The organism is Acinetobacter radioresistens DSM 6976 = NBRC 102413 = CIP 103788, assembly GCF_006757745.1.
In the GTDB taxonomy this organism is placed as follows: domain Bacteria; phylum Pseudomonadota; class Gammaproteobacteria; order Pseudomonadales; family Moraxellaceae; genus Acinetobacter; species Acinetobacter radioresistens.
In genome coordinates, this window is sequence record NZ_AP019740.1 from 2,258,379 (window position 1) to 2,284,989 (window position 26,611).

Genomic DNA, 26,611 nt, shown 5'->3' on the forward strand with positions numbered 1-26,611 from the left:
GATAATGTATACAACTGTATATTAAATCAATGATCCGAAGAGATATTTTGCATGTCTAACCCACTTGAAGGTTTACAATTTCCCGTACAGGAAGGCTCTAACAAGCCAAGTACGACCCGTACCGGTAAAGAAATTATTGCTGAAGCATTATCACTGGTCGATTCCGACAGCTCACAGCAGGCATCTAAAGAAAAAAATTGGCGCAAGACATATCCAAAATATTTTAAAGCGCTGGTGTATCAGGGTATCCGGCAGGTTAATCATCCGATTACTATTGCCAAGCAAGGTTTACATAAGGCACATCATAGCTTTGTATTTTACCGTGCAGGTGAATCCTGTTTACTCAAGGATGTGATGCAGATTCCTGTAGAAAAAAAACTTTATACAGTCAAGTTCCAAGGCAAGAGCGATAACACTCCTGAATGGTATGTGCCTTATCACGGCCAGAAACTTCAGGGCCAGAGTTTGCTCAGCCAGATAGAAAAATGGCTGGCAGCTGGCATCATTGAGGCAAGTCATGCTGAAGCTTTGCAGCAGGCTGTGGCACATCCGGAATGGTTTGACCTGTCTGACCGGACACTGGTTTTGCTTGGTGCAGGTTCTGAAGCCGGCCCATTAACCTGGCTGGCCAAATGGAAAGCCAATATTGTTGCTATTGACTTGCCGCGGGCTCAGGTATGGGAAAGAATTTTAAATATTATTGAAGCAGGAAATGCCACGCTTATCGCACCCAGCGATCAGCCTTTTCCCGAACAGGCCAGTATTTCCGAGCTAAAAGAGCATCTGGGAGCCAATCTGTTGACCCAGTTACCAGAGATTGGCCAGTGGCTGGTGACCTTTAAGCAGCAACTGGATTTGGCAGCTATCGCCTATCTGGATGGTGAAAAACATGTACGGGTTTCTATGGCAATGGATGCCATCATGCAATATGTCAGCCAGCATAAACCGGATACCAGCCTGATGTTTATGTGTACTCCGACCGATGTATATGCGGTGCCGGAAGAAGTTGCTCAAGCTGCATCTGACAAGTTCAAACACCGCTCGCAGTTACAAAAGCTTCTAACTAAGGGTATTTCAACCGCTTCTTTGAAACATTTTTTCCAGAAGAACCAGCAAATACTTGTAAAGTCAGATAATGGTAAACATTACGGCATTACTGACTGTCTGGTCTTGGAACAAGGCCCGAATTATGCACTAGCCAAGCGCCTACAACAATGGCGCGCTGTACTCGCACGCCATCAGGGTCAACAGGTCAGTATTAATATTGCCCCGTCAACCACGACGCATTCTGTCACCAAGAATCCATTACTAAAGGCTGCCTTTACTGGCGCCAGCTTATTTGATGTAGAAGCATTTGCACCTGAAACTACCAATGCCATCATGGCAGCCCTATGGATCCACGATCTGCGCAATCCTGATTCAGCTGCACATCCAGACACTGCACTAGAACATCCTTTAGAGCTGATGATGGAAGGTGCTAACCATGGCGGTCTGTGGCGTGTCGCTTATCTGGCACGAACTGCACTACCTTTTGCTGCCTTATATGGCCTGGCTTCAGATAAACTGCCAGTAGAAAAACTTCTTTCAAAATTCAAAAAGAAAAGCTGAAGCTTTTTCTGAACAAACAATAGCAGATACAAAAAAAAGCTTTGCCGAGGCAAAGCTTTTTTTAATGTCTATTTTAATTAAACAAATAACTTGAGAAACAGCCAATATAAACCGCCAGATAAGCAAATGGTTGCTGGCAGTGTAAATACCCATGCGGACAGAATAGTTTTGACAGTATTAAAGTTCAGGCCAGATTTATTGGCCACCATGGTACCTGCAACTGCACTGTTTAAAACATGTGTAGTCGATACAGGCATACCCAGGCCATCTGCTGCAGCAATTGTAGACATAGCTACCAGCTCGGCAGACATCCCCTGACCATAAGTCATATGATGCTTACCAATACGCTCACCTACTGTCACGACAATTCGCTTCCAGCCCACCATAGTTCCAAGGCCCAGTGCCAGGGCTACCGCCACTTTGACCCAAGTCGGAATATATTGCAGGAATGAATCCAGATTATCGCGATATTCATCTACCAGTTTATTCTGAGCTTCAGGTAACGCAGGTAAGGCCTCTGCCTTATCTAGACGCTTAAATGTAGTGGTACTCAGGTACATGTCATTACGAATTTCGCTGACTACTGCTTCAGGCATGTCTCTTAAATTATCATAGGCTGCTACACGCTCACCCAGATGGTCAGTCAGGCTTGCCAATGCTGGCACTACTTCAGGACTAATTTCCTTGGTCTGGATATAACGGGTCAGTACAGTCCGTGCCTGCTCATCCGGGATATCCTGATAATTAGCATAAATAGCAGAAGCAGTTTGAGTAGATAGCTGTTCAAATGACTGTAAATGTGCCTGATCCAGATTTTTATTCAGAGAGTAAGCTAAAGGTACCAGACCAATCAGAATCAGCATGATTAGGCCCATGCCCTTTTGCCCATCATTTGATCCATGAGCAAAGCTAACACCGGTACAGGTAAAAATCAGGATGGCACGGATCAGTGGCGGAGGCGGCTTGTTTCCTTTTGGCGGCTGAAACAGTTCCATTTGTTTCTTAAAAATCTTTTTAACCAGCAGGAACAAGACCGCAGCAAATGCAAAACCAATTAGTGGTGAAAACAGTAAGGCCTTACCCACCTTGATGACCTGATCCATATCGATACCACTGGCACCAGTCGCGGCATTTAGAAGATGGTTCATGATACCCACCCCCAAGATTGAACCGATCAGGGTATGCGAACTTGAGGCAGGTATACCAAGAAACCAGGTACCCAGGTTCCAGATGATTGCGGCAATCAGTAAAGCAAATACCATCGCAAAACCGGCACCGCTACTGACATTCATAATCAGCTCAACCGGAAGCAGCGCAATAATACCGTACGCGACTGCCCCACTTGCTACCATTACCCCAAGAAAATTACAAAAGCCTGCCCACATCACAGCCACAGGTGCTGGCAAGGCATTGGTATAGATAACCGTCGCTACAGCATTAGCTGTATCATGAAAACCATTAACAAATTCAAAGCCTAATGCAATTAATAAAGCAGTGGCTAGCAGAATAATAGAATATAAACCAAGCGGCGGAACATGAGCCAGATCAGCATTTACCTGAAAGCCAATGTAAATTAGCGTGGCAACAATTACCGTCAGGAACACCGGCATAAAAAACTTCGGTGTTGGCACGTGTACATTACTGGATGCCACGGGAAGTACTGGATCTGAATCGGGAGGAATATTCGAATTCATCTAGATGGTTTAAGAGGATAATAAAATCCCCTTATTCTTTATTTAAATTGTGACAATTATATGACAAAAGGGTGTCATATAAAGCCAATTTTCATCTAATTGAGCTTATTTAGGTCATCCTTAGAACCCATACCTTTGTCCTCATTCTATTCCTACTATTTTTTATATTTCTAAATTCAATAACTTATATTCAAAATAATAAAAAAGAACAAGCTACGGGCTAATAAATTACTTTCATTGAATTATTACAGCTATAAGTCACCAATTGTCTGTTTCATGTTCAGTTAATGACTATGCTGCAAAGATATTGCAATTTCATGAAAAAATACAGGATCAATCAGGTAAAAGTAGCCGGCTATATCAGGAATAGCCACAATCCTTATAGGAAATGCTTAACATGCAAAGGCATAACTATATAAGTTGAATCTGTTACAATAGCGCCCATTTTACAGTTATCCGCATTGGGGGTCTCTTCATGTCTACGCTTGCCACCCTAAAAGAGCTTCTTGCCAAACGCATCCTGATTATTGACGGTGCGATGGGAACCATGATCCAGCGTCATAGGCTTGAGGAAGCAGATTATCGTGGTGAACGTTTTGCAGACTGGGCCCATGACCTGAAGGGTAATAACGACCTGCTGGTATTGACTCAGCCACAAATTATTCAGGACATACATGAAGCTTACCTGGATGCTGGTGCAGATATTATCGAGACCAACAGTTTTAATGGTACCCGCGTTTCCATGTCAGACTACCATATGGAAGATCTGGTACCAGAAATTAATCGTGAAGCTGCACGGCTGGCCAAAGCAGCTTGTGAAAAATATTCAACCCCTGATAAACCGCGCTTTGTGGCCGGTGTACTTGGCCCTACTTCACGTACTTGTTCTATATCACCGGATGTTAATAACCCGGCGTTTCGTAATATTACTTTTGATGCCCTAAAAGAAAACTATATAGAAGCGACTCATGCCCTCATTGAAGGCGGTGCAGATATTATTCTGATTGAAACCGTGTTCGATACCCTGAACTGTAAGGCAGCTATTTTTGCGGTAAAGGAAGTCTTTAAAGAATTAGGTTATGAATTACCCTTAATGATTTCCGGCACGATCACAGATGCTTCCGGACGTACGCTGACCGGACAAACTGCTGAAGCCTTCTGGAATTCGGTGCGCCACGGCGATCTGCTTTCAATCGGATTTAACTGTGCCTTGGGTGCAGATGCCATGCGCCCACATGTTAAAACAGTGGCTGATGTTGCTGATGTATTTGTTTCTGCCCATCCGAATGCCGGTTTGCCCAATGCTTTTGGCGGTTATGATGAAACACCGGAAGAAACTGCTGCATTTCTGAAAGAGTTTGCAGAAAGTGGCTTAATCAATATTACCGGTGGCTGCTGTGGTACGACTCCGGACCATATACGAGCCATTTATAATGCTGTAAAAGATATTGCTCCCCGCCAGATACCCCAGATTAAACCAGCCTGCCGACTGAGTGGTCTGGAGCCATTTAATATTTACGATGAATCACTATTTGTAAACGTAGGTGAACGAACCAACGTAACCGGTTCAAAGAAATTTGCACGTCTGATCCGTGAAGAGAATTATGCAGAAGCATTGGATGTTGCCCGTCAACAGGTCGAAGGCGGTGCCCAGATTATCGATATCAATATGGACGAAGGGATGCTTGATTCGCAAAATGCGATGGTGACATTCCTGAACCTGATTGCTTCTGAGCCTGATATTTCCCGTGTACCGATCATGATTGACTCATCAAAATGGGAAATTATCGAGGCAGGACTGAAATGTGTACAAGGCAAAGCCGTAGTAAACTCAATCTCGCTGAAAGAAGGTTATGATGAGTTTGTAGAGAAAGCACGTTTATGCCGTCAGTATGGCGCGGCTGTCATTGTTATGGCTTTTGATGAAAAAGGTCAGGCCGATACGGTTGAGCGCAAGAAAGAAATCTGTAAACGATCTTATGATGTGCTGGTCAATGAAGTTGGCTTTCCTTCTGAAGATATTATTTTTGACCCGAATGTCTTTGCGGTAGCGACAGGTATTGAAGAACACAACAACTATGGTGTGGACTTTATTGAAGCAACAGGGTGGATCAAGCAGAACCTGCCAAATGCCATGATCTCGGGCGGTATTTCTAACGTTTCTTTCTCGTTCCGCGGTAATGAGCCGGTACGTGAAGCAATCCATGCAGTTTTTCTTTATTACGCCATCAAGCAGGGCTTGACCATGGGAATTGTAAATGCCGGACAGCTGGCAATTTATGATGACATTCCGGCTGAGCTAAAAGACGCGGTTGAAGACGTAGTGATGAACCGCAATCAGGGAGAAAGCGGACAGGAAGCCACTGAAAAGTTACTGAGTATTGCTGAGAAATATCGTGGTCAGGGCGGAACCCAACGTGAAGCTGAAAATCTGGAATGGCGCAACGAACCGGTAGAAAAACGTCTTGAGTATGCGTTAGTGAAAGGTATTACTGCCTTTATTAATGAAGATACCGAAGAAGCACGGCTAAAGTCTGCCCGTCCGCTGGATGTTATTGAAGGCCCGCTTATGGCCGGAATGAATGTCGTAGGCGACCTGTTTGGTTCAGGCAAGATGTTCTTGCCACAGGTTGTAAAATCGGCTCGGGTTATGAAACAGGCTGTAGCCTGGCTTAACCCGTATATTGAAGCTGAAAAAACTGCTGGTGAAGCCAAAGGGAAAATCCTGATGGCAACAGTCAAAGGTGACGTACATGATATTGGCAAGAATATTGTCGGTGTAGTACTTGGCTGTAACGGTTATGACATTGTAGATTTAGGCGTAATGGTGCCGGCAGAGAAAATTCTGCAAACTGCAATTGATGAAAAAGTTGATATTATCGGGCTGTCCGGCCTGATTACGCCAAGTCTGGATGAAATGGTCTTTGTAGCTAAAGAGATGCAGCGTAAAGGCTTTAAAATTCCTTTAATGATTGGCGGGGCAACTACATCAAAAGCCCATACTGCTGTAAAAATTGATCCGCAATATTCAAATGATGCCGTCATTTATGTTGCCGATGCATCACGTGCGGTAGGGGTCGCCACTTCCCTGCTCTCGCCGGAAATGAAGCCTGCTTTTGTACAGGGTCACCGTGATGAATATGTTAAGGTACGCGAGCGCCTGGCGAACAAGCAGCCAAAAGCAGCTAAACTGTCTTATGCCGAGTCGGTTAAGCACGGTTTCAAGATCGCTCCGGGCTACGTACCACCACAACCAAATTTTATCGGTGTTCAAACCATTACCCAGTATCCGCTAGAAACACTGGTTGAGTATTTTGACTGGACTCCATTCTTTATTTCATGGAGCTTGGCAGGCAAATTCCCGAAAATTCTGGAAGATGAAGTAGTCGGTGAAGCAGCAACTGATTTGTATCAGCAGGCACAGATTATGCTCAAAGATATTATTGAGAATAAACGTTTTGATGCCCGGGCCGTATTTGGTTTATACCCTGCTAAACGTACGGCTGCCGATACTGTCACGGTATACGATGAACAAGGTACTGCGACACATCATTTTGAGCATTTACGCCAGCAGTCAGACAAAGTTACCGGTAAGCCAAATTTATCTCTGGCAGATTTTATTGTCACCGAAGAGAACCAGACTCAGGACTATCTGGGGGGTTTTACAGTTTCAATTTTTGGTGCTGAAGAACTTGCCAATGAATACAAAGCTAAAGGTGATGACTATAGTGCTATTCTGGTTCAGTCTTTGGGTGACCGTTTTGCCGAAGCTTTTGCCGAGCACCTGCATGAACGTATCCGTAAAGAGTTCTGGGGCTATCAGGCCAGTGAACAGCTAAGCAATGAGGAACTGATTAAAGAGAAATATATCGGTATTCGTCCGGCACCGGGTTACCCGGCCTGTCCTGAGCATTCTGAAAAAGCGGTTCTATTCGACTGGCTGGGTTCTACTGACAAGATTGGTACACAGCTCACTTCCAGCTTTGCAATGTGGCCCCCTTCATCGGTGAGCGGCTTCTATTATACTCATCCCGAATCTCAGTATTTCAATGTTGGCAAGATTTCTCTGGATCAGTTAGAAGATTATGCAAAACGTAAAGGCTGGACGCTGGATGAGGCCAAACGCTGGCTAGCACCAAATCTGGATGATTCAATTGTCTAAATAAATATCCGGTTTAAAAAATCCCCTCTATTGAGGGGATTCTTATTTTAAACTCTTTTCTTGTACTAGCTTGCTTTAAACTTTACCAGCCGAGTTATATCATTAAAAATTAAAGATATTTTCAATACGAAATACAAGTACTTTTCATTTTTTCTTTCCGTATTTTAAAATACTTATAGAGTCAGATATTAATCTTCAAATACTTTCGCCTGGTTAATCAGTCTTAAAAATATAGTGCTGTCTTGAATCTGGTTTGCACTGAGTAAAGCCAGCTTGACCAGAAACAGCTCACGTTTTTCTGCATCCAGATGATCAATACTTTCTGCCAGATGGTCATATACCTGTTCCAGGTCTTCAATCCGAATATTACTCATGCTGCTACTCCTTTTGTTAGCTGACAAAACTGCTCAAAAGTTTGGGTAATGGCAGAGTTCCTATAATGCAGCCAGCGGCCATGAATATGATGATCAGGACGTATCAGGTAAATTGAACCACTTTGTGCAAAAAAATGTTCTGCTGCAAGTTCTGCAGTGATCTTTAAAGTCATCTCTGCGTTATGTACTGTCTGGCCATCCAGCGCAAGTGCAATAATCTGCACAGGAATAGCACAGGCTTGTAATGCTTTAATTTCAGTATAAAGACCGGCAGGAAGTTCGCCCTGCTCTGTGAAAACCAGAACGTTGAACTTACCATCGATCCGGTCATACAAAAATGAACCATCTACAGTTTTAACATTAGGAATCAAGGCACCATTTTCAGTCATTTCCTTCATGCTGGCATTGTCATCATTTTGACTGTTCAAAGATGAATAGCTATAGGCATGTGGCCGTGATGTACGCCAATGATAGAGTGGACGTACAAATTCGTGTTCTAGCGATAAAGACAGTACTGCGTTACGTAGCAAGCGGTAGCCTTGGGTGGGTGGTGCCATAAAGCGGGTAGATTTCCCGGCCTCAGCAATAATCTCCCGCACTGCTCCAACCCGGTCGAAGGTATAACTTTCTAAAAGCTCGCGGGATGCCCAGCCTTGAATTACACCGGCCAGTTTCCATGACAGATCTTTGGCATCCTGAAAGCCGGTATTGGCACCGCGCACGCCAAAAATTGGTAACAGATGCGCAGCATCACCAACAAATATAATGCGGTTATGCACATAATTGTCGAGTGTTAACGCACGTGCCGAATAGACTGTACTCCAGTCCATTTCCCACTGTAAATGTTCCTGTCCAATCATTTTGAGCTGGTCATTGACAGCCTTGCTCAGATTTTCCGGTTTGAGTGCTTCTTCCGGACTGATACTTGGATCAAGCTGATAGTCAAAACGCCAGATATGATCTGGTTCGCGGTGCATGAGAATGGTATTGCCCGGGTTCCAGTCCGGTGAGAAAAAGGCCAGACGTTCGGTCGGATAGTCCAGCTTGATGCGAATATCCGCAATAACAAAGCGGCCTTCATAACTGGCGCCTTGCATCCGCAGCTTCATCTGTTCGCGTAATGCAGAGCGTCCTCCATCGGCTGCAACCACCCAGCTACTTTCATGCTGATATTCACCTTCTGGGGTATGGATGGTTAAAGTGACTGTTTCATCATTCTGTTCATGTGCAATGACCTTATTACCCCAGCGAATCTCAATATTATCCTGCTCATGTATGGTCTCAAGCAAGTAACTTTCCAGCCAGTTCTGCTGCAGATTATTTAATGGCGCGAACTGATCATGTGGGTCAGATGGTGAAGCCATGCGAAAGACAACCTGTCCTTTATAAATAGAGTTGCCATGTGTCCACGGTAGAGCTTTTTGCATGATACGTTGGGCAACGCCAGCAGACTGTAAGATTTCCATAGAGCGCCTGGTGTATACCAGTGCCCGGCTGCCTTCAGATAACTGCTGTTCAGCAGACAGCAGAACGACCCGTATACCTTGTCTGGCTAGCAGTAATGCTGTTGCCATACCAATTGGTCCTGCTCCTACAATAGTTACTGTACCTGTTTGGGCCACAGTCTTTTGCGGACTATGAAAGTAGGGATAAACCTGATAAGGATAATAGAGTGAATTTCTTGGCTGCGTTTCGGGAAAATGCATATTTGACTCCTTGTCATGTTTTTTAACGCAGCATTGCTCAAACTGCGTGCTTTCTTCTAATAATTTCTGCTTTTTCTTCCTATAGCATTTTTATGCAATTTATAGCATCTTCAAGATGCTCAATAAATTACGATAAACATAATTAAATTACTTTTACCGTAAAATATAATTTTTAGTATGCTAAGTTTTAGAGTAAAAATCAAGCATTTTAAAAGTCAATCAGGCCTGCTATTAAAATCTATTAAAATATATATTTATCATAAACTTAATATAATATTTTTTTAAATTTAAACAATCAAAATCTATTTTTATTGGTTGATTTTTCATTTATATAAAGGAGCAAATATTATAAGTATCATTCGATGACCGATATAAATAAATAAGTCTTTCAGGTCACATGATTTCCCATAAAACATAGCTAAGATTCAGATTCCTTGCTCATTCTCCCGTTAATTTTATATTGAACTGACCCCCTCATTTTAATTTCCAAAAATAATATGGCATTTTTAGAACTGAACAATCCGGTTTATCAGACAGTAAAATTGACTAAGCATAGAGTAGACATCTAGTACAAAAATTTATGGTTTAGATCAATAAAATATAAAAAGCCCCCCATAGGGGGCTATATAGCTTGCTATTATTTATGCCAAATAAATGGTGACTGATTCTGTTCTGCCTCATGATCTGCACCTAGTGGCATGCCGGTACGGTCCTTGAGTAAACAGATGGCTATAAGGGCAAAACTCGCCATCATCATTAAGTAAACAGTTACCAATGTGGTCGAATTTGAAACACTGATGAGCCAGGCTGCAATCAGGGGTGCGAATGCGCCGCCGATGATAGAACCAAGTGCATAAGTAATTGAGATTCCCGAAAAACGAATCGAGGCAGGGAATAATTCGGTATAAACAATTGCATTGATACCATGGGTAAAGCCAACACCCATTGACAGCAAAAACAGGGCAATAGCAATACCAGAGTAGGTTGCTGTATCGACCAGAGGGAATACTACAAAAGCCGCACCCAGCTGTAGTAATGCCCCTAGAATATACATTTTCTTACGCCCAAATCGGTCAGACAGGCTGGCAGAAATCCAAGTAAATGCAGCCCACACAATCGCAGATAACGTTACGAGCGTTAAAATAGTCGAGCGTTCCAGTGCAATCGGTCCGGCCGGGTTCGTTGTATAATTCTGGATGAAGCCCCCAGTCGTCATGTAACCCAGTGCGGTTGTTCCAGCACATAGTAGTGCCGCAAGCAGTACTGAAAGCTTATGATGCTTAAACAGGGTTTTAATCGGATGTGGATTGGCAGACTTACGTTGCTTGATTTCTTCAAATACTGGACTTTCGCCAATAGAACGACGTATCCAGTGGCCAATCAGCAGTAGCAACAAGCTAAGCAGAAATGGAATGCGCCAGCCCCACTCAACAAAGGCATCCCCTGGTGAGACCCAAGCTGTCATAATCACTAATACCAGAGAAGCCAGCAATAGCCCGAATGGAATACCTAGCTGCGGAAATGAACCAAAACGCCCGCGCTTATTTTCTGGTGCATGCTCAACAGCCATCAATACCGCTCCGCCCCATTCTCCACCAGCTGAAATTCCTTGTAGAATCCGCAAGATGATCAGGATAATAGGAGCTGCAATACCGATTGAGGCATAGGTAGGAAGCAGACCAATTAATGCCGTAGCACCACCCATCAATATAAGGGTAATTACCAGCATGGCACGACGCCCGAGTTTATCCCCATAGTGGCCGGCAATAAATGCACCTAAAGGACGAAATAAAAAGCTGATTCCAATAGAGGCAAATACCAGCAAATTGGCAACCACTGGTCCGGCAGGTGCAAAGAATAGCTGGTTAAAGACCAGGCCTGCCACTGCTGCATAAATAAAATAGTCATACCACTCGATTGTGGTTCCAATAATAGTGGCATAGGCAACTTTTTTGTCAGCCTGTGTATGAACCTGTTGAGGTATAGCACTGACATCCGTCAGCGCTACAGATTTAATCTGATCCATTTTAGTTTTCCTTTTATCATTTTCCCTGGATTTGTTGTTATTACCATTTAAAGCTTGAGTTTGAGTTTTCCTTTTCCTCGTGAACAGCAACTGATTACTGATTTCATTCCGTCACGCTCGGCTCGGGTCAATACCTTGTCGCGATGATCAATTTCACCTTCTTCAACCGGAAGCTGGCAGCTTCCACATAAACCCTCGGTACAGTCAAAGCTGACATCAATTCCTTTGTCCAGCAAACAGTCCAATAAGGTCTGGTCCCGGGCTACTGTCAGTGTTAAACCGCTATCCAGTAGTTCAACTTCAAAGTCGGTATCATTTTCATATAAAAAGAGGTTCTTCCCTGAACCAAAATGCTCGACCGTGAGCTGAACCTGTGACAAGTCTTCGGTATAGTTGGTCAAGGTATCAAGTAATGCTTCCGGACCACAGGCGCATACCTGTGTACCGGCAGGCAACGCTGACAAGAGCTGTTGCAGATTTATCCGTTTACCTTCAGAAGAAATGTAGAGTTCGGCAGCACTACCATGTGCAGCAACTTCCTTAAGTAATGCCATACTAGCCCGCTGGCGTGAAAGATAAATTAGCCGGTAAGGGCGCCCCTGTTCACGTAAGCTGTTGGCCATGCTCAGAATAGGAGTAATACCTATCCCCCCCGCGATCAGCACATACTGGCTCGCCTGTAAATTTAATTTAAAAAAGTTTTTGGGTCCCTTAATGTAGATCTGTTCTCCTGCTTTTAAATACTGATGAATCCATTGTGAACCACCCCGGCTTTCTGGCTCTCTCTTTACAGCAATCGTATAAAATTGATCAGTCACTAAACCGCATAGAGAGTACTTACGGCTCAGGCCATTAGGCAATACCAGTTCAATATGTGAACCGGCACTCCAGCGTGGTAATTCTTCACCGTGTATAGCAGCCAGCTCAATACGTATAATATCTTCTGCTTCAGGATAAACTGCCTGAACACGTACCGGGCGGGTCATGGCTTTAAGATCAGGCGCTCCAATAGGAAAAGTGGTAATTTGTCTGGCAGTTTGTTCTGGCTGGGCATGCCACTCAGTCCACAAGGCCTCTGGTCCTCTGAACGAGGTATTGGCCAGATAGGTAAATTCCTGCTCGCAGAGTTTCAGGTCTGGTATACGGCGTGACAGTTCTTCAATGAAAATACACATTTCCATACGGCCGATATTCTTACCCATACACTGGTGTGCACCGTAACCGAATGTCAGATGTTCAATAGCATTATCACGATAAATATCCAGCTCATCGGCATTTTCAAAATGAAGTTCATCATGGTTAGCAGAAGCCGACACCAAAAACAATTTATCGCCTTTCTTAAACTTGACTCCACTGACTTCACTCTCGGTAGTGACCTGTCTGCGCCAAGCCACTACAGAACCTGAATGCCGTAAACACTCCTCGACTGCACCCGGAATCAGCTGCGGGTTATCACAGATTTTTTTCCACACTTTCCGGTCAGCTAAAAGTAGTTTTAATGCATTGGCAGAGGCTAGTGCGGTAGTTTCATGGGCGGCCACCATAATAGCCATCATCATTGAATGCAGATAATTGTCTGTCACCACCTCTGGCATTACACGATTTTTAGCAATCATGTCATACATCCAGCCTTTACCTTCTGGATTATTTTTCATTTTCTCCAGCACACGGCCAGAGTACTCCCAGAATTGTCCTACTCCCTCGGCAACCTCCAACTGCTGTTCTAATGTTGGTCTTCCCCAGGTATTAACGGTATGAGCAACTGCAAATTTACGTAGTTCCTGCATGTCATCTTCAGGTACGCCCAAAAAGTGTAACGCTACCATTAAGGGTATTTCCCAGAGCATTTCCTGTACCAGATCTGCCCGTCCCTTATAAATAAATCCGTCGACTTTCTTCCTGACCAGTTCTCTAACGAAATGTTGGTGCTCTTCCAGATTCTGTGGTGTAAAAGCATCCATTAAAGCACGACGCCGTTCCATGTGAACCGGTTCATCTTCATTTACCAGTGTACGGTTCATACCATAATTATATTTTTCAAGAATTTTTAATGCTTCAGGGCAAGAAGGCGTCAGTTTCTCGAGTGCATTACAGGCAGAAAAGGTAATAGGATCACGAAAAATTGCTTTGACATCTTCATAACGGGTCACAATCCAGTAACCCATCGCTTCAGAGAAAAAAATCGGGAGCTGTGCACGAAATTCCTTCAGAGCCAATGCAGGGTCTTGCTGATATGGCACTGCAAACATGTCAAAGTTTTTACCCTTCTGTTGTAACTCGGCATGAAAAGGGCATTGCCCATGCATAGGTACTTTTACGTTCATCCTGAACTTCCTGTTCTATTATCGTACATTATGTTCTAATATAGTAAAAGAATAAATAATGAGCAGACATGTTGTCAATTGGCTAAAATGTCTTTTTGCAATTGTTTACTATTTAAGACAGACCCAAATCCGGGTTGACCAAGCGGAGTAGAAAAAGAATTGGAGACCTTACAGACGCTGGAACGGGGCATTCATGCATTAGAACTGATTGCCAGACATCAAGGCCAGTTGACCGTAGCGCAGCTGGCTGAACTATTAGAGATTAACCGGACTATTGCCTACCGTATTACCCGGACCTTAACTCATTTAGGTTATATTAAAACCAATGAAAATCTGGGGCTGGAGCTCAGCAGCAAGATCCAGGATTTATATCACTGCTATGAAATGACGATTCCCTCTAATAGCCAGCAGATTCTGAATAGTCTGTCTAATCGGACTCAAGCCAGCGCTTCGCTAGTAATTGCTGAAGGATCAGACTGTGTAGTAGTTAAAACTGCATCGACTGGTTCCTCTTATTTACGTATTAATTATCAGCTGGGTTCACGGCATCCGATTGGTACAGCTGCAGCTGGTATTGCAATTGCTACCACCTATCCGTCTCAACCGGAGGAAAAAGAAGAAATCAAGCTAGCCCGCCAGCTTGGTTATGGTTATTCTGAAGGTCGGCTGCAATCTGGAGCCGTAGGCCTGTTTATGCCAATTCCAGAGCGGCATATGGCTATTGGAATTGTCAGTATTGGAGAAGTTAATAAAGAAGCCGTTTTAGAGGCCTTAAATGATGCGGTACGGGCTTTAAACTAAGCCCCCCTGTTCAAGCATAGTATTATCTTTATTTATTTTACCCAGAAGCTGGCTTAAAGAATATTTTAATAATTTTCGTTAGCAGGCTAAAGTTAAAAATAAAGATGCTATGCTCACAGTGTTCGACTTAATAGAAAAGTAAACTAAAATTACTCTTGGCCCATGGAGTTGGCATATAAAATTTTGTTAACAATGCTTTAAAAAAGATTGATTAATCATCTAATTAACATTTTATTACAATCAGTTAAATTTAATATATTTTATGGAATTCAATGCATGGAAGCACATTCAGGTTTAAGTGCGCAGGATAAACGTACCCTGGGATTATCATCCTTGGGAGGCGCACTCGAATTTTATGATTTTGTCATTTATGTTTTTTACGCCAAAATTATTTCAGAGCTATTCTTTCCAAGTGGCCTGAGTCCTTTTTGGGCTATGCTGAATACTTATGGAATTTTTGCAGCCGGTTATTTTTTCAGGCCCTTAGGGGGCGTAGTTATGGCTCATTTTGGCGATCTGGTAGGACGCAAACGTCTCTTTAGTTTATCTATCTTGCTGATGGCATTGCCAACTTTAGTCATTGGCCTGATGCCTATTTTTGAAAGTATTGGCTATGCTGCCCCTTTATTATTACTTCTAATGCGGGTAGTACAAGGTATTGCAATTGGTGGAGAAATACCGGCTGCCTGGACTTTTGTATCAGAACATGTGCCTGAGAAAAAGATTGGCTTTGCTAATGGCCTGTTAACCGCCGGACTTTCACTGGGAATTCTACTTGGTGCCCTGATGTCACTATTTATTTCCCTTAAATTTAGTGAAGCGCAGATTCATGACTGGGCATGGCGCATTCCATTTATTATTGGTGGTGTATTTGGACTGGTTGCTTTATATCTGCGGTCTTACTTGAAAGAGACACCCATTTTTAAAGCCATGCAGGCACGTAAAGAACTGTCTAAAGAGTTACCGGTCAAGCAGGTACTCGCTCGCCACAAAACAGCAGTTGTTATTGGCATGATGTTTACCTGGTTTTTAACTGGTTGTGTAGTGGTACTGATTTTAGCAATGCCTAACTTGCTTACCGGCGCTTTCGGTATTGAACGCTCAGATGCCTTTACCATGCAAAGTGCTGCTATTATCATGCAGATGGCAGGCTGTATTCTGGCGGGACTTTTGGCTGACCGTTTTGGTGCCGGAAAAGTTATTCTGATCGGTTCATTCTGCGTCGCTGCGATTGCAGGAATTTTTTATACCAGTCTGGGTCATGTGTCACAGTCAACCATTTTTATATTGTATATGCTGCTCGGACTGTTCTCAGGTACGGTCGGTATGGTGTCTTACAGTATGGTCAGAATGTTCCCTGCCCAGATTCGTTTTTCGGGAATTTCATTTTCTTATAATGTCGCTTATGCAATTGCAGGTGGCCTGACCCTGCCACTGGTACAGTGGCTGAGCCTCTACAGTAAAATTGGTGCAATGTACTATATTTGGGTGGTATGTCTGGTGGCATTTTTTACTGCCATAATTTACAGATCAAAATTTGAATAAGTCTGTTGTCCCTCATTCTTTTTAAGTTAAATGAATGAGGGACAAGCACCCCTAGGCCTGCAAGTTCTTTCTGAGCTCATCTTCTACAATTTCTATTTCGATATCGCTAAACTTGCGGATTTCACCTTCAGCATGTTTCTCCAGCATTCCACCGATTAATGGCACTTTTACTTTGACCTGCCAGTCCAGTTTTATATGAATCTGCTGGTCATCACCAGTTACACTACGGTCACAACTTGCCTCCAGTGGCAGGTTGGCGCCAAGTGCCACTGTCGAGGTTAGTGCTTCAAGATTGGTAATATCTGTACGTCTCAGACGAAAAGCATCTTTTAATAATTTTTTGGCAATGTCTGGAATATTGACATCCAGATTATAAGCACGCTTGAGTGTATAAATCCCCTGATCAATCCTGGATTCCAGAATTTCCAGCTTATCCCCCGGAATACGTCTACAGACTTTTTCATGCAGTGAAGTATCGGCACTCAGCCGTTTAAAATCACTCAGAGAAACACCTGGAATAGTGGCATAAACAGTAAAACGATGTGCCATGATTTAATCCTTTCTTTTTTATTGTAGACTCTGTCGCAAAGTGATCCATTCAAATTGCGCTGTTAAACCCTTTTAATTATTAAACAGGGTTAAAACATTATAATGGTTCAATTAAATCCTGATTCTTCAGATCTGTCATTGACTTTAATAATACTGATCTTTCCGACTGATGCCAGAACATACTGTATTTTGTCCGGTACAGGTCATATTTAAAGTATATTGCCGATATTCAATTATGGCATAAAATTCTTCGGCTCCATCGTCAAGCCCGCTTGCAAACCAGACCGTACCTTTAGGAAACTCTGCCAGCCATACTGCCTTGTAAAAATCAGAAATTGAATCAAATTGCAGATAACGCTCAGGCTCATTCATGATTTTCTCTGCAACCCGAAAAAATTGCTGTTCCTGAGTTTGAATAAAATCAATCAACATATTACTTCTACTTACGACATTAAATGAGTCTGGTACTCATTATATAAACCTTCTTTAAGCTAGACTGCATAATTGTGCTGTTAAAATGATTTAACAGGTGAAGTTTAAAAAGAAGTTATATAACATTATAACAATTTAATACTTCTTTCCGGTAAGCCATGAAAAAAGCACTTCTGACCTCTTTTGTTGCAGCAAGTATTTCTTTTGGCTGTTCCAACCAGACGACTGAACCTGAACAGAAGACCTCTGCGGTTAAAACCGACCAAGGCCAGACAAGCGATCCCAAACTGCAAGCCTGGGTTGGGAAATATGAAGGAATAATCCCCTGCGCTACTTGTATTTCACGTTGTGAAGGCTGTGACAGTATGGGCGTAGACCTTGAACTGCATCCTGATATGAGTTTTAAACTGGTGCGCACCAGCTATAGCACTCAAAGTGCTGCCGAGGTCTACACCGGATATTTTGAATTTTTAGATGGTGATAAACTTAAAATTCAGCTAAATGAAGTAAAAGACCGTAATATTCTGGTATAGGGGGCAGATTATACCGAAATTATAGATACTAAATCCGGCCAGCCCTATGCAGCTTATCCAGATTTTCAGCTGGAAAAGATTAGCAGCTAGACAAGAGTTTAACAGTCAAACAGTACTTAGCTGGCTTGTAGCTGTTTTTGTTCAATCTGTTTCCATTGCCACCAGCCAAATAAAGCCAGCCCGACAAATCCTGCATATAAACCTGCTGTCAGCAGCAAATCTTTATAGATGAACATTCCGACATAAATAATATCAATCCACACCCAGAGCATCCAGGTAGCAATATATCTACGACTGGTCCAGTATGTAGCAAGCAAACTAAAGGCAGCCAGCTGCGCATCTAGCAATGGAACAGCAGCATCTGTCCAGTATTTTAAAGTCAGTCCGAGTAGCAGCCCTAAAACTGCTGAGAGTAAAAGCTGTAATATTACCAGCTGCCTGGCAATAGAAATGATCTTGATTTCATGACTCTGCTGATGATCTGTCCACCAATGGTACAAACCATAAAAATTCATAATTATAAATATTCCCTGTAAAAGGGTTTCTCCGTACAGCTTAAATTCAAAAAACAAGTAAGCATATAAGGCACATGCCACAATATTAAAGCCCCAACAGAGTATATTTCGCTGAATGGTAAGAGCTACTCCTATCACACTCATCAGAACAGCAAAGATTTCTAAGGGGGTCATGGTATTTTTCCTATAGGAAAAGGACTATTTTTATTTAACACGGTAAAATCCGCAAATCATCTGTTTAAGCACAACCAAATAAAAAGCCCGCTACCGGGCTTTTTAAAAGCTCTTAAAGACCGCAGTTATTCATCACGGGTTTTCACATCAAATAATTCAATTTCGAATATCAGGTTCGAATTAGCCGGAATAATTTTGCCCATTTTTCGCTCTCCATAGGCTAAATGTGCGGGAACCAGCAATTTACGTTTTCCACCTACCTTCATACCCATAATACCTTGATCCCAGCCTTTAATGACTCGGCCCGTACCAATCACACATTCAAAGTAATTACCACGATCAATCGATGAGTCAAATTTTGTTCCGTCTTCCAGCCAGCCAGTATAATGGGTGGTAATCAGTGCGCCTTTTACTGCTTCCTTACCAGAGCCCACTTTCAAATCTATAATTTCCAGTTCATTGGACATTTAATACACTCTAAATCGTCATATTGCATTTATTATAACTGAAACTTGGTCAGTCTTTTTCCGAGTTCATGCTTTTTGAAGACAAGTTGGAATTCAGAATATTTTGAAAGGCTAGAATTTTATCTAGAAACTTAAACGTTTAATCCGCGGGTCCTGACTCAGTTCTTCAACCAATAAATTATGTCGCTGGCGTTTACCACTTATATTCCAGTGCAAAATAATTTCATCGGACTTTAGAACCTGCAATACATGCTTGGCCTTCAAGCCATACTGCTTAAAGAGCTGCTCATAATAATGTGATAATCCCTGCTCATAATGACAAATCATTTTATAGTCACGGATTAAATTGAATTCTTCTACCAGTTTTTCAAGGTAGGTTAACAGGCTTAAGATCACCAGTACCAGTATGGTGCCATACAGGCCTAAAGCAATATAGCCTGCGCCAATTGCCATGCCTAAAGCCGCGACCATCCAGATAGTGGTCGCGGTAGTAATACCCGAAATACGGTTTTCATCTTTAAAAATAACGCCAGCACAGAGAAAACCCAGTCCAGTCAAAATATTTGCAGCAATACGGTCATCACTAACCTCCCCAATTTGCCGAGACAATATGGTAAACAGGCAGGAAGCCATACTGACCATAATCATAGTACGTAGGCCGGCGGTCTTATTTTTATATTCCCGTTCCAGCCCGATGACTGCGCCTATTGCTGCGGCACATAACAAATAATAGAGTTCACTGTCCATAGCGCGAAGAATCTTGCTTTTATATTAAACATGATCTAAACAACAGGTCCTGAATGAGGCAAGCCTTTTTAATAAATTTCCATCATGAATAAAACACTTCTATTACTTGAGTTGTTGCCACTCAATTACAGCTTGTGCATGGTTACCAATTAAGGTCCATTCACCATCCATTACATTGAGCTGTAGTTGCATGGTTCGTTCACACAAGGCTTGTAACGCCTCAGTAGAAGCCTCAGAAATCTGCCATACTTCGACATTATCCAAAGTTTTTATCTTGCTGTTCTTTTTCCACCAGTCCGACACCTGGCTGCCATAGGCTATAATGGCGACCTGCTTGCAGCGTGAACTGGCTTTTTTAACTTTATCTTCATCCGGACAGCCTACCTCAATCCATTTTTCCAATTGCCCCGTTAAGTCCTTTTGCCACAAGGCTGGCTCATTGGTCTCAAACAGGTCTTTGGTAAACTCAAGCTGCTCATCAGCAAACCGAGCAAAAGCAGCAATACGTACCATCAAGCGTTCAATGGTTTCAGATGGATGCAAAGCCAGAGTCAGTTGATGGTCACTGTACTGGTGTGTATCCATATTGGCAATATTCAGGTCTGCCTTATATATTGTTGCTTTTAACGCCATAACGGTATCTTCATCATAAAAGTATAAATGGCGCCAAGCATAGCAAAAAAATAGGTCTATTTATTTTAAGTAATGGCCATCTCAAGGAAAATTTTAAATCTGGCTATTTTCCTCGGCTATATTTAACTGTGCAGCCAAAAGGCTCATCTCAAAATTTTCCCAATTACGATTTTCATCTGTAATTATCTCTATCCGGTTATCTATCCCTTCTTCACCTGACTTGTAATTCAGCTGTTGCGGATTGAAGTTAAAATAGATCCAGCCCTGATCAGTATTAAAGATCCCTTTGATTCTCAGCCAGTTTTCGGTTGTACAAAACAGATCCAGCAAAGCATAAAAATCAAATTGCCAGCGCTTAGGTAATTTCCAGCCCGCTACACTATAACCTTGTGCAGTTTCTACATAATGATAAGGTAACTTTTTAATTGGTTCTTCACTCAGCAGTGCTGTTTGTAAACGCTGTACTTTAAGCAAAGGCTGTAACTTGCGCTGTATACCCTGATACAGCAAATCAATTTCTGCCAGATCAAGCTGCCCCTGTTCGGCCATTATCCAGTCTTGGCCATAGGCCGCATATTCCTTTTTGAGCTGTTCTAAAGCCTCCCCATCAGCAAAACTCATCAGATCACCATGTGAAACCACTATGATTTGTGCGGCTTTAAGCTGATCCTGATAAAGGTTTTGGCTTACCCACTCCTGTTCGTGTAAACGTGAACCATCCAGCACTGTCACCAGAGCACGAACGGTAAGCGTCTGTTGCCAATGAGGCTCAGTAAGCTGTTCGAGTAACTGGGCCGGATGTCCAAGCCCAGTAGGTTCAATAAATAGCCGGTCTGGCTTGGTTTCAGATAACAGTCTTGAAAGAGCAATCTGCATAGGAAGCTGGCTGCTACAGCATAAACACCCTCCCAGCAGCTCCTTTATTGCGTACCCCTGCTGCTGAGGTAACAGTTGTTGGTCAACTCCGATCTGACCAAATTCGTTCATTAAAATAGCCCAGGTTTCATGCTTTGGTTTCTGCCTCAACAGATGTTGTAACAGTGTGGTTTTTCCTGCACCTAGAAAACCGGAAATAATGTGGGTTGGTATTGCGGCTGGTGTCTGAATCAACTTCACGAAAATTACTCTGCTTAATGAAAATAGTAGACAAGGGATCTCAATTTTATACTGGTGACCTATTCATACCATAGGTTCAGTTTTTACTTGGACTTGCATTGAAATCTGAACATAAACAAATTATTCAGGCTTAATCTTACTCTTATAAAGCTTGCGAAATCTTTTTAATTTAAGTTTTTACTTTTTAACTGCTCTCCGCCATGTATCTATTCAAATAATCCTCTTTCAAATTTATTTTTCTTTACTATATACAGATGGAAAAATAATTTTCAAAAACACCGTACTACTGTTTTAAAATTCTGAACCATTCTATAGCTGTGTTTTGTTGACCAGATTTATGTGATTTTAAGAGTTTTAGGCTCATATTAAATATAAATGATGAACATAATAATTTTTATTTGCTTACATTTAAGATCAATTTTTAATCAATTTAATTTAAATATAGTTTATTTTCTCAAGATATAAGATTTTTACTGGATTTTTATAATAATTTTTAGAAAAATAAAGAAAGAACCTTAAATTAAGCAAATTATTGAATTGTTTAATAAATTTAATTTCTATGATTGTTAAATTTTATTGATTTATAAAAAATATAAGGAATAACCAATCATTGCTATAAAAATATATCACCTCTATTGTGTATTTAGGTTAATTTATTGATCAAATATTAATCTAATTTACATGATTTTATACATTTTAGTATGATTTATCATTTAATTTTTTACATTAAACTTACATTAAATCCTTAATTGTGTTTTGAGTGTAACCGTAAAGTTACGCTTTGTATGAATTATTGCAGGCTCAGAAAAGGGAACATAGCATGACATCCAACCCAGAAGTCCTGAACATATACACTGTTGAGGGATATGTACTGGGTTCTTTATTGTTTACAAATAGAAGGATGCCAATATGAAACTTGTTAAAACATTACTTGCTACTACTCTTGCTCTAACTGCTGCTACCAGCTTTGCTGCAACTGCTAAAGATCAGTCAGCTACTGAAGAAAAAGTGGTTGTTTCAACTCAGGAACAACCAACTGCTGCTGGTACAGAAAGTGCAGCTGCTCAACCTACAACTGCTCAGCCTGCATCTGAAAGTGCTGCTGAAGAAGCTAAAGATTCTGTTGCTCAGCCACAGTAATTTTATGTTTTAGTGACATCATTTTTTTAAAGCTGTATAAAAGTTTTAAAGAAATAGGTCAAGCCTTGCTGCGGCTTGGCCTTTTGCTTTTTAGTACATTATGATTGAAATATATTTATTTAAGTTTAAATAAGAGATATAAAAAATGATCGCCGGAGCGATCATCTGGTAAATATATTGGCTTAACTTGGGGATGTTGTCTTTTTATAAATACTGCAAGAAGGATGATGATGCTCTTGCAGGCGTAGCACCTTACGCTGTTCAGCAGCTTCAAAGCGGCAACGTTTCCAGTCATTGTTCAAATTCAGTGGTGGAACCTGACGTGGTTTACCCTGCTCATCTACGGCAACCATAGTAAAATAACAGCTATTGGTATGGCGCACTGTACGCTTTTGAATATTCTGTGCTTCTACCCGTATGCCAATTTCCATTGAAGTACGGCCTACATGGTTTACGCTGGCCAGAAAAGTCACTAGCTCACCAACATGAATGGGTTCTTTAAAATTTACCTTATCTACAGACAGCGTCACCACATAACTTCCTGAATAGCGGCTGGCACAAGCATATGCCACCTGATCCAGTAGCTTCAGAATCGTTCCTCCGTGGACATTACCCGAAAAGTTAGCCATATCAGGCGTCATCAGGACAGACATTGTAAGTTCAGATTGATCATCTGTAGCAGGAACGACTTGATCTAATGGTGACATTGTCTCTTTGTCTCATCTATAACTGGGATATTTAAGGGACATTATTATATCGCTTTTCACTGAAAAAACATGTTCAAAGCGGCAAATCACCTGTAACAATAAAATAAGTTATTTAGAAACATATTAATAGAAGCTTTAAGGCTTTTAATGAGTACATCTGCCTGAATAGAAAGGCCGGCAGATGCCGGCTTTTGTTTAACTTGCCCGATAAAATGGGGCTTGTGATTTGGGTAAAGAGGGCCGGTTACGAATCCGGTCAGCCAGTTTTTCTGCAATCATGATGGTGGTTGCATTCAGATTCCCAGTCATAATTACGGGCATGATAGACGCATCAACTACTCTTAAACCATTTATGCCGTGAACACGGCCCTGACCATCAACTACAGCCATATCATCTTCACCCATTTTACAGCTACAGGAGGGATGATAAGCTGTTTCTGCATGATTACGCACAAATTCATCCAGTTCAGCATCAGATTGTAAGTTTTTACCCGGGCTAATCTCCTCCCCACGATATGCATCTAATGCGGGCTGATGCATAATTTCTCGGGTGATACGGATTGCATCACGAAATTCTCGCCAGTCCTGCTCAGTACTCATGTAATTGAACAGGATACTCGGATGCTCAAATGGGTCTCTGGATTTAAGCTTGATCCGGCCCCGTGAAGGTGAACGCATAGAACCAACATGGGCCTGAAAGCCATGTTCTTTCACCGGATTAGAACCATTATAGTTAATGGCAACCGGCAAGAAATGATACTGGATATTGGGCCATGTAAATTCATCTGAACTGCGAATGAAACCACCTGCTTCAAACTGATTGCTGGCTCCAATACCTTTTCCTAAAAACAGCCACTCGACACCAATTGCCGGCTGATTATGCCACTTTAACGCAGGATAAAGTGAGACCGGTTTTTTGCATCTGTATTGCAGGTACATTTCCAGATGGTCCTGCAAGTTCTCGCCCACCCCAGGCAAGTCATGTAATACCGGTATATCCATTGACTTCAAAAAAGTACTTTGTCCGATGCCTGAGCGCTGTAAGATTTGCGGTGAAGCAATAGCTCCTGCACACAGTAACACTTCATTTCTAGCATATACCTGATGTAGTTGAGCAGTATTTGCACCTTGAATATATTCAACGCCAATAGCACGTTTGCCCTGAAATAAGATTTTGTTAGTCGTGGCATGAGTCAGGATCGTGAGGTTCGAACGGCCCTTCGCCATATCCAGGTAGCCACGCGCTGTACTGGAACGTCGGCCTTGCGGTGTTACAGTACGATCCATAGGGCCAAAACCTTCCTGCTGGTAGCCGTTCAAATCATCAGTACGTGGATAACCAGCCTGTACCCCTGCCTCAACCATAGCATGAAATAACTCATTATTGCCCTGTTTAGGGGTGGCTACAGAAACGGGACCCGAATCTCCATGATAATCATTGCCACCAATATCACGTGTCTCTGCTTTTTTATAGTAGGGCAGACAGTCAGCATAGCTCCAGTCTTCTAAACCTTTAAAGCTGGCCCACTGTTCCAGATCCATGGCATTACCCCGGATATAACACATGCCATTAATAAGTGAAGAGCCACCTAGACCTTTACCGCGGCCACATTCCATACGGCGGTTATTCATATGAGGCTCAGGGTCAGTCTGATAAGCCCAGTTGTAACGACGACCCTGCAAAGGATAAGCCAGAGCAGCCGGCATCTGGGTACGAAAATCCAGACGGTGATCCGGTCCACCTGCCTCTAGCAAAAGAACACTGGTCTGCGCATCTTCAGTTAAGCGTGCTGCCAGTACGTTACCTGCGGAGCCGGCACCGATAATGATGTAGTCATATTTTTTCTGCACAGTATCCTCTCCTGATCAGGCTTTGAAAATAGACTGAAATGGTTGCAGTTCTACCTGTACCGATTTGAGCTGGGTATAATTTTGCAGGGTCTGGATACCATTCTCACGGCCTACACCAGACTGTTTGTATCCTCCAACAGGCATTTGTGCAGGCGATTCTCCCCACGTATTGATCCAGCAGATTCCGGCTTCAAGTTGATGAATCATTCGATGTGCCTGTGCCAGATCTGAACTTACTACTCCCGCGGCAAGTCCGTAATGGGTATCGTTAGCGCGCTGAATGACTTCTTCTTCATTCTCATAATTCAAGATACTCATGACCGGCCCGAAAATTTCCTGCTGCACAACCTCCATCTCGTCATGACAGTCAGTAAAAATAGTGGGTGCAACGAAAGCACCTTTGGCCAGTTCATTTGCAGTAAGCCGATGCCCCCCAGTTAATACACGTGCACCCTGCTGCTTACCGCGCTCAATAAAGTCCAAGACTTTCTGCATATGAGGAAAACTGGCAAGCGGACCAAAATTGGTATCAGGTTTCAAGGGATCTCCTATCCGGATATATGGAATCCGCTCCAGAAGCTTTGTTTCAAAAGCTGACTGTAACTTTTTAGGAATAAATACCCGAGTACCGTTAGTACACACCTGACCTGAACTGAAAAAGTTTGCCATCATCGCGATATCGGCAGCCAGATTCAGATCGGCATTTTCACAAATAATCAGAGGTGATTTCCCACCCAGTTCCATCGTTACATCTTTTAAAGAAGAACCTGCTGCTGATGCCATAACTTTCTTGCCGGTTTCTACCCCACCGGTAAACGAGATTTTCTGAATATCAGGATGTTCCGTCAGATACTGCCCGATTTCTCCCGCACCAGTTACAACATTAAAGACACCGGCTGGCACGCCAGCCTCAGTATAAATTTCAGCCAGTTTCAGGGTCGTCAGTGGTGTAGTTTCACTGGCCTTAAATACCATTGCATTTCCGGCAGCTAAAGCTGGGGCAGATTTCCATAAGGCAATCTGAATTGGATAATTCCAAGCCCCAATCCCTGCTACCACCCCTAATGGTTCACGGCGGGTGTAGGCAAATGAACCCTCACGCAATGGAATCTGCTGCCCTTCAAGCATCGGTAAAATTCCAGCATAATATTCAAGTACATCAGCTCCAGTCACGATATCGACCGTTGAAGTTTCACTATATGCCTTGCCACTGTCGAGGCTCTCAAGCACTGCAAGCTCATCATTACGTTCACGTAAGATGCTGACTGCTCTTGCCAAAATACGTGAACGTTCAATCAAGCTCATAGCTGCCCAGATTTTCTGACCGTTTTGTGCAGAAACAACTGCCCGGTCAATATCATCTTTGGTACAGACTTGAACCTCTGCCAGAACTTCACCATTGGCCGGGTTAATGGTCTTAAAAACATCAGGAGAAGAACTGTCTGTAAATTGTCCGTGGATGTATGGACGTTGCAGATTGAACTTCGACATGAGAAATCTCCTTTTG

The 26,611-nt window shown here is 42.5% G+C and carries 21 protein-coding genes; 6 read left to right on the forward strand and 15 right to left on the reverse strand.

The genetic code is table 11. The annotated features are described in order from the left end of the window. Window positions 1–51: 51 nt before the first annotated feature. On the forward strand, window positions 52–1,608 hold the full coding sequence (locus tag ACRAD_RS10600; protein WP_005027327.1) for a hypothetical protein: 1,557 nt from the start codon (window positions 52–54) through the stop codon (window positions 1,606–1,608). A gap of 77 nt (window positions 1,609–1,685) precedes the next feature. Here ACRAD_RS10600 and ACRAD_RS10605 read toward each other — a convergent pair whose 3' ends face one another. Then, entirely contained in the window at window positions 1,686–3,302 is a 1,617-nt protein-coding gene (locus ACRAD_RS10605) for an inorganic phosphate transporter (RefSeq protein ID WP_005027328.1), read from the reverse strand. Window positions 3,303–3,777: 475 nt separating this feature from the next. On the opposite strand from ACRAD_RS10605, the gene metH reads away from it, so the two are divergent. Further along, complete coding sequence (gene metH, locus ACRAD_RS10610; protein WP_005027330.1) at window positions 3,778–7,464, forward strand: methionine synthase; 3,687 nt, start codon at window positions 3,778–3,780, stop codon at window positions 7,462–7,464. Between the two features lie 188 nt (window positions 7,465–7,652). Here metH and ACRAD_RS10615 read toward each other — a convergent pair whose 3' ends face one another. The 4 genes from ACRAD_RS10615 to ACRAD_RS10630 form a co-directional block, all read right to left on the reverse strand. Beyond that, window positions 7,653–7,838: a hypothetical protein gene (locus tag ACRAD_RS10615; protein ID WP_005019038.1), complete on the reverse strand. Its 186-nt coding sequence runs from the start codon at window positions 7,836–7,838 to the stop codon at window positions 7,653–7,655. Further along, window positions 7,835–9,544: an FAD-dependent monooxygenase gene (locus ACRAD_RS10620; RefSeq protein WP_005027332.1), complete on the reverse strand. Its 1,710-nt coding sequence runs from the start codon at window positions 9,542–9,544 to the stop codon at window positions 7,835–7,837. The genes ACRAD_RS10615 and ACRAD_RS10620 overlap by 4 nt, the downstream gene beginning before the upstream one ends. A 637-nt stretch (window positions 9,545–10,181) precedes the next feature. After that, entirely contained in the window at window positions 10,182–11,570 is a 1,389-nt protein-coding gene (locus tag ACRAD_RS10625) for an MFS transporter (RefSeq protein ID WP_005019035.1), read from the reverse strand. 47 nt (window positions 11,571–11,617) lie between these two features. Next, complete coding sequence (locus ACRAD_RS10630) at window positions 11,618–13,894, reverse strand: cytochrome P450/oxidoreductase (RefSeq protein WP_005027334.1); 2,277 nt, start codon at window positions 13,892–13,894, stop codon at window positions 11,618–11,620. Between the two features lie 159 nt (window positions 13,895–14,053). On the opposite strand from ACRAD_RS10630, the gene ACRAD_RS10635 reads away from it, so the two are divergent. Then, window positions 14,054–14,695: a helix-turn-helix domain-containing protein gene (locus tag ACRAD_RS10635; RefSeq protein WP_005027337.1), complete on the forward strand. Its 642-nt coding sequence runs from the start codon at window positions 14,054–14,056 to the stop codon at window positions 14,693–14,695. A gap of 276 nt (window positions 14,696–14,971) precedes the next feature. Beyond that, window positions 14,972–16,240 (forward strand): MFS transporter, encoded by a 1,269-nt coding sequence (locus tag ACRAD_RS10640; protein ID WP_005027340.1) that lies wholly within the window; start codon window positions 14,972–14,974, stop codon window positions 16,238–16,240. Window positions 16,241–16,291: 51 nt separating this feature from the next. Here the strand turns inward: ACRAD_RS10640 and ACRAD_RS10645 are convergent, their stop codons facing one another. Together ACRAD_RS10645 and ACRAD_RS10650 are read right to left on the reverse strand one after the other, a co-directional pair. Further along, window positions 16,292–16,789 carry a DUF2505 family protein gene (locus ACRAD_RS10645; protein WP_005027342.1) on the reverse strand — a complete coding sequence of 166 codons (498 nt, stop codon included), beginning with the start codon at window positions 16,787–16,789 and terminating at the stop codon, window positions 16,292–16,294. Window positions 16,790–16,933: 144 nt separating this feature from the next. Further along, the gene (locus ACRAD_RS10650; protein WP_005027344.1) at window positions 16,934–17,221 is read right to left on the reverse strand and encodes a hypothetical protein; all 288 of its coding nucleotides are present in this window, start codon (window positions 17,219–17,221) and stop codon (window positions 16,934–16,936) included. Window positions 17,222–17,379: 158 nt separating this feature from the next. Between ACRAD_RS10650 and ACRAD_RS10655 the strand changes: the two genes are divergently transcribed. Further along, window positions 17,380–17,754, forward strand: coding sequence for a copper resistance protein NlpE N-terminal domain-containing protein (locus ACRAD_RS10655; RefSeq protein ID WP_005027346.1), 375 nt, complete (start codon window positions 17,380–17,382; stop codon window positions 17,752–17,754). 116 nt (window positions 17,755–17,870) lie between these two features. Here ACRAD_RS10655 and pnuC read toward each other — a convergent pair whose 3' ends face one another. The 5 genes from pnuC to ACRAD_RS10680 form a co-directional block, all read right to left on the reverse strand. After that, on the reverse strand, window positions 17,871–18,443 hold the full coding sequence (gene pnuC, locus ACRAD_RS10660) for a nicotinamide riboside transporter PnuC (protein WP_005027348.1): 573 nt from the start codon (window positions 18,441–18,443) through the stop codon (window positions 17,871–17,873). A gap of 125 nt (window positions 18,444–18,568) precedes the next feature. Continuing rightward, window positions 18,569–18,910: an FKBP-type peptidyl-prolyl cis-trans isomerase gene (locus ACRAD_RS10665; protein WP_005019015.1), complete on the reverse strand. Its 342-nt coding sequence runs from the start codon at window positions 18,908–18,910 to the stop codon at window positions 18,569–18,571. A gap of 123 nt (window positions 18,911–19,033) precedes the next feature. Beyond that, window positions 19,034–19,657: an MgtC/SapB family protein gene (locus ACRAD_RS10670; RefSeq protein ID WP_005019007.1), complete on the reverse strand. Its 624-nt coding sequence runs from the start codon at window positions 19,655–19,657 to the stop codon at window positions 19,034–19,036. 102 nt (window positions 19,658–19,759) lie between these two features. After that, window positions 19,760–20,290, reverse strand: a complete 531-nt coding sequence (locus ACRAD_RS10675) for a YaeQ family protein (RefSeq protein ID WP_005019006.1) — start codon at window positions 20,288–20,290, stop codon at window positions 19,760–19,762. 93 nt (window positions 20,291–20,383) lie between these two features. Further along, window positions 20,384–21,406, reverse strand: a complete 1,023-nt coding sequence (locus ACRAD_RS10680) for a CobW family GTP-binding protein (protein ID WP_005027351.1) — start codon at window positions 21,404–21,406, stop codon at window positions 20,384–20,386. A 909-nt stretch (window positions 21,407–22,315) separates the two neighbouring features. Between ACRAD_RS10680 and ACRAD_RS10685 the strand changes: the two genes are divergently transcribed. Then, window positions 22,316–22,546 carry a hypothetical protein gene (locus ACRAD_RS10685; RefSeq protein ID WP_005019002.1) on the forward strand — a complete coding sequence of 77 codons (231 nt, stop codon included), beginning with the start codon at window positions 22,316–22,318 and terminating at the stop codon, window positions 22,544–22,546. A gap of 182 nt (window positions 22,547–22,728) precedes the next feature. Here the strand turns inward: ACRAD_RS10685 and ACRAD_RS10690 are convergent, their stop codons facing one another. The 3 genes from ACRAD_RS10690 to betB all read right to left on the reverse strand — a co-directional run bounded on the left by ACRAD_RS10690 (window position 22,729) and on the right by betB (window position 26,595). After that, complete coding sequence (locus tag ACRAD_RS10690; protein ID WP_005018999.1) at window positions 22,729–23,253, reverse strand: acyl-CoA thioesterase; 525 nt, start codon at window positions 23,251–23,253, stop codon at window positions 22,729–22,731. A gap of 195 nt (window positions 23,254–23,448) precedes the next feature. Further along, the gene (gene betA / locus ACRAD_RS10695; RefSeq protein ID WP_005027353.1) at window positions 23,449–25,104 is read right to left on the reverse strand and encodes a choline dehydrogenase; all 1,656 of its coding nucleotides are present in this window, start codon (window positions 25,102–25,104) and stop codon (window positions 23,449–23,451) included. A 15-nt stretch (window positions 25,105–25,119) separates the two neighbouring features. Continuing rightward, window positions 25,120–26,595 (reverse strand): betaine-aldehyde dehydrogenase, encoded by a 1,476-nt coding sequence (gene betB, locus ACRAD_RS10700; protein ID WP_005027357.1) that lies wholly within the window; start codon window positions 26,593–26,595, stop codon window positions 25,120–25,122. Window positions 26,596–26,611 lie beyond the last annotated feature (16 nt).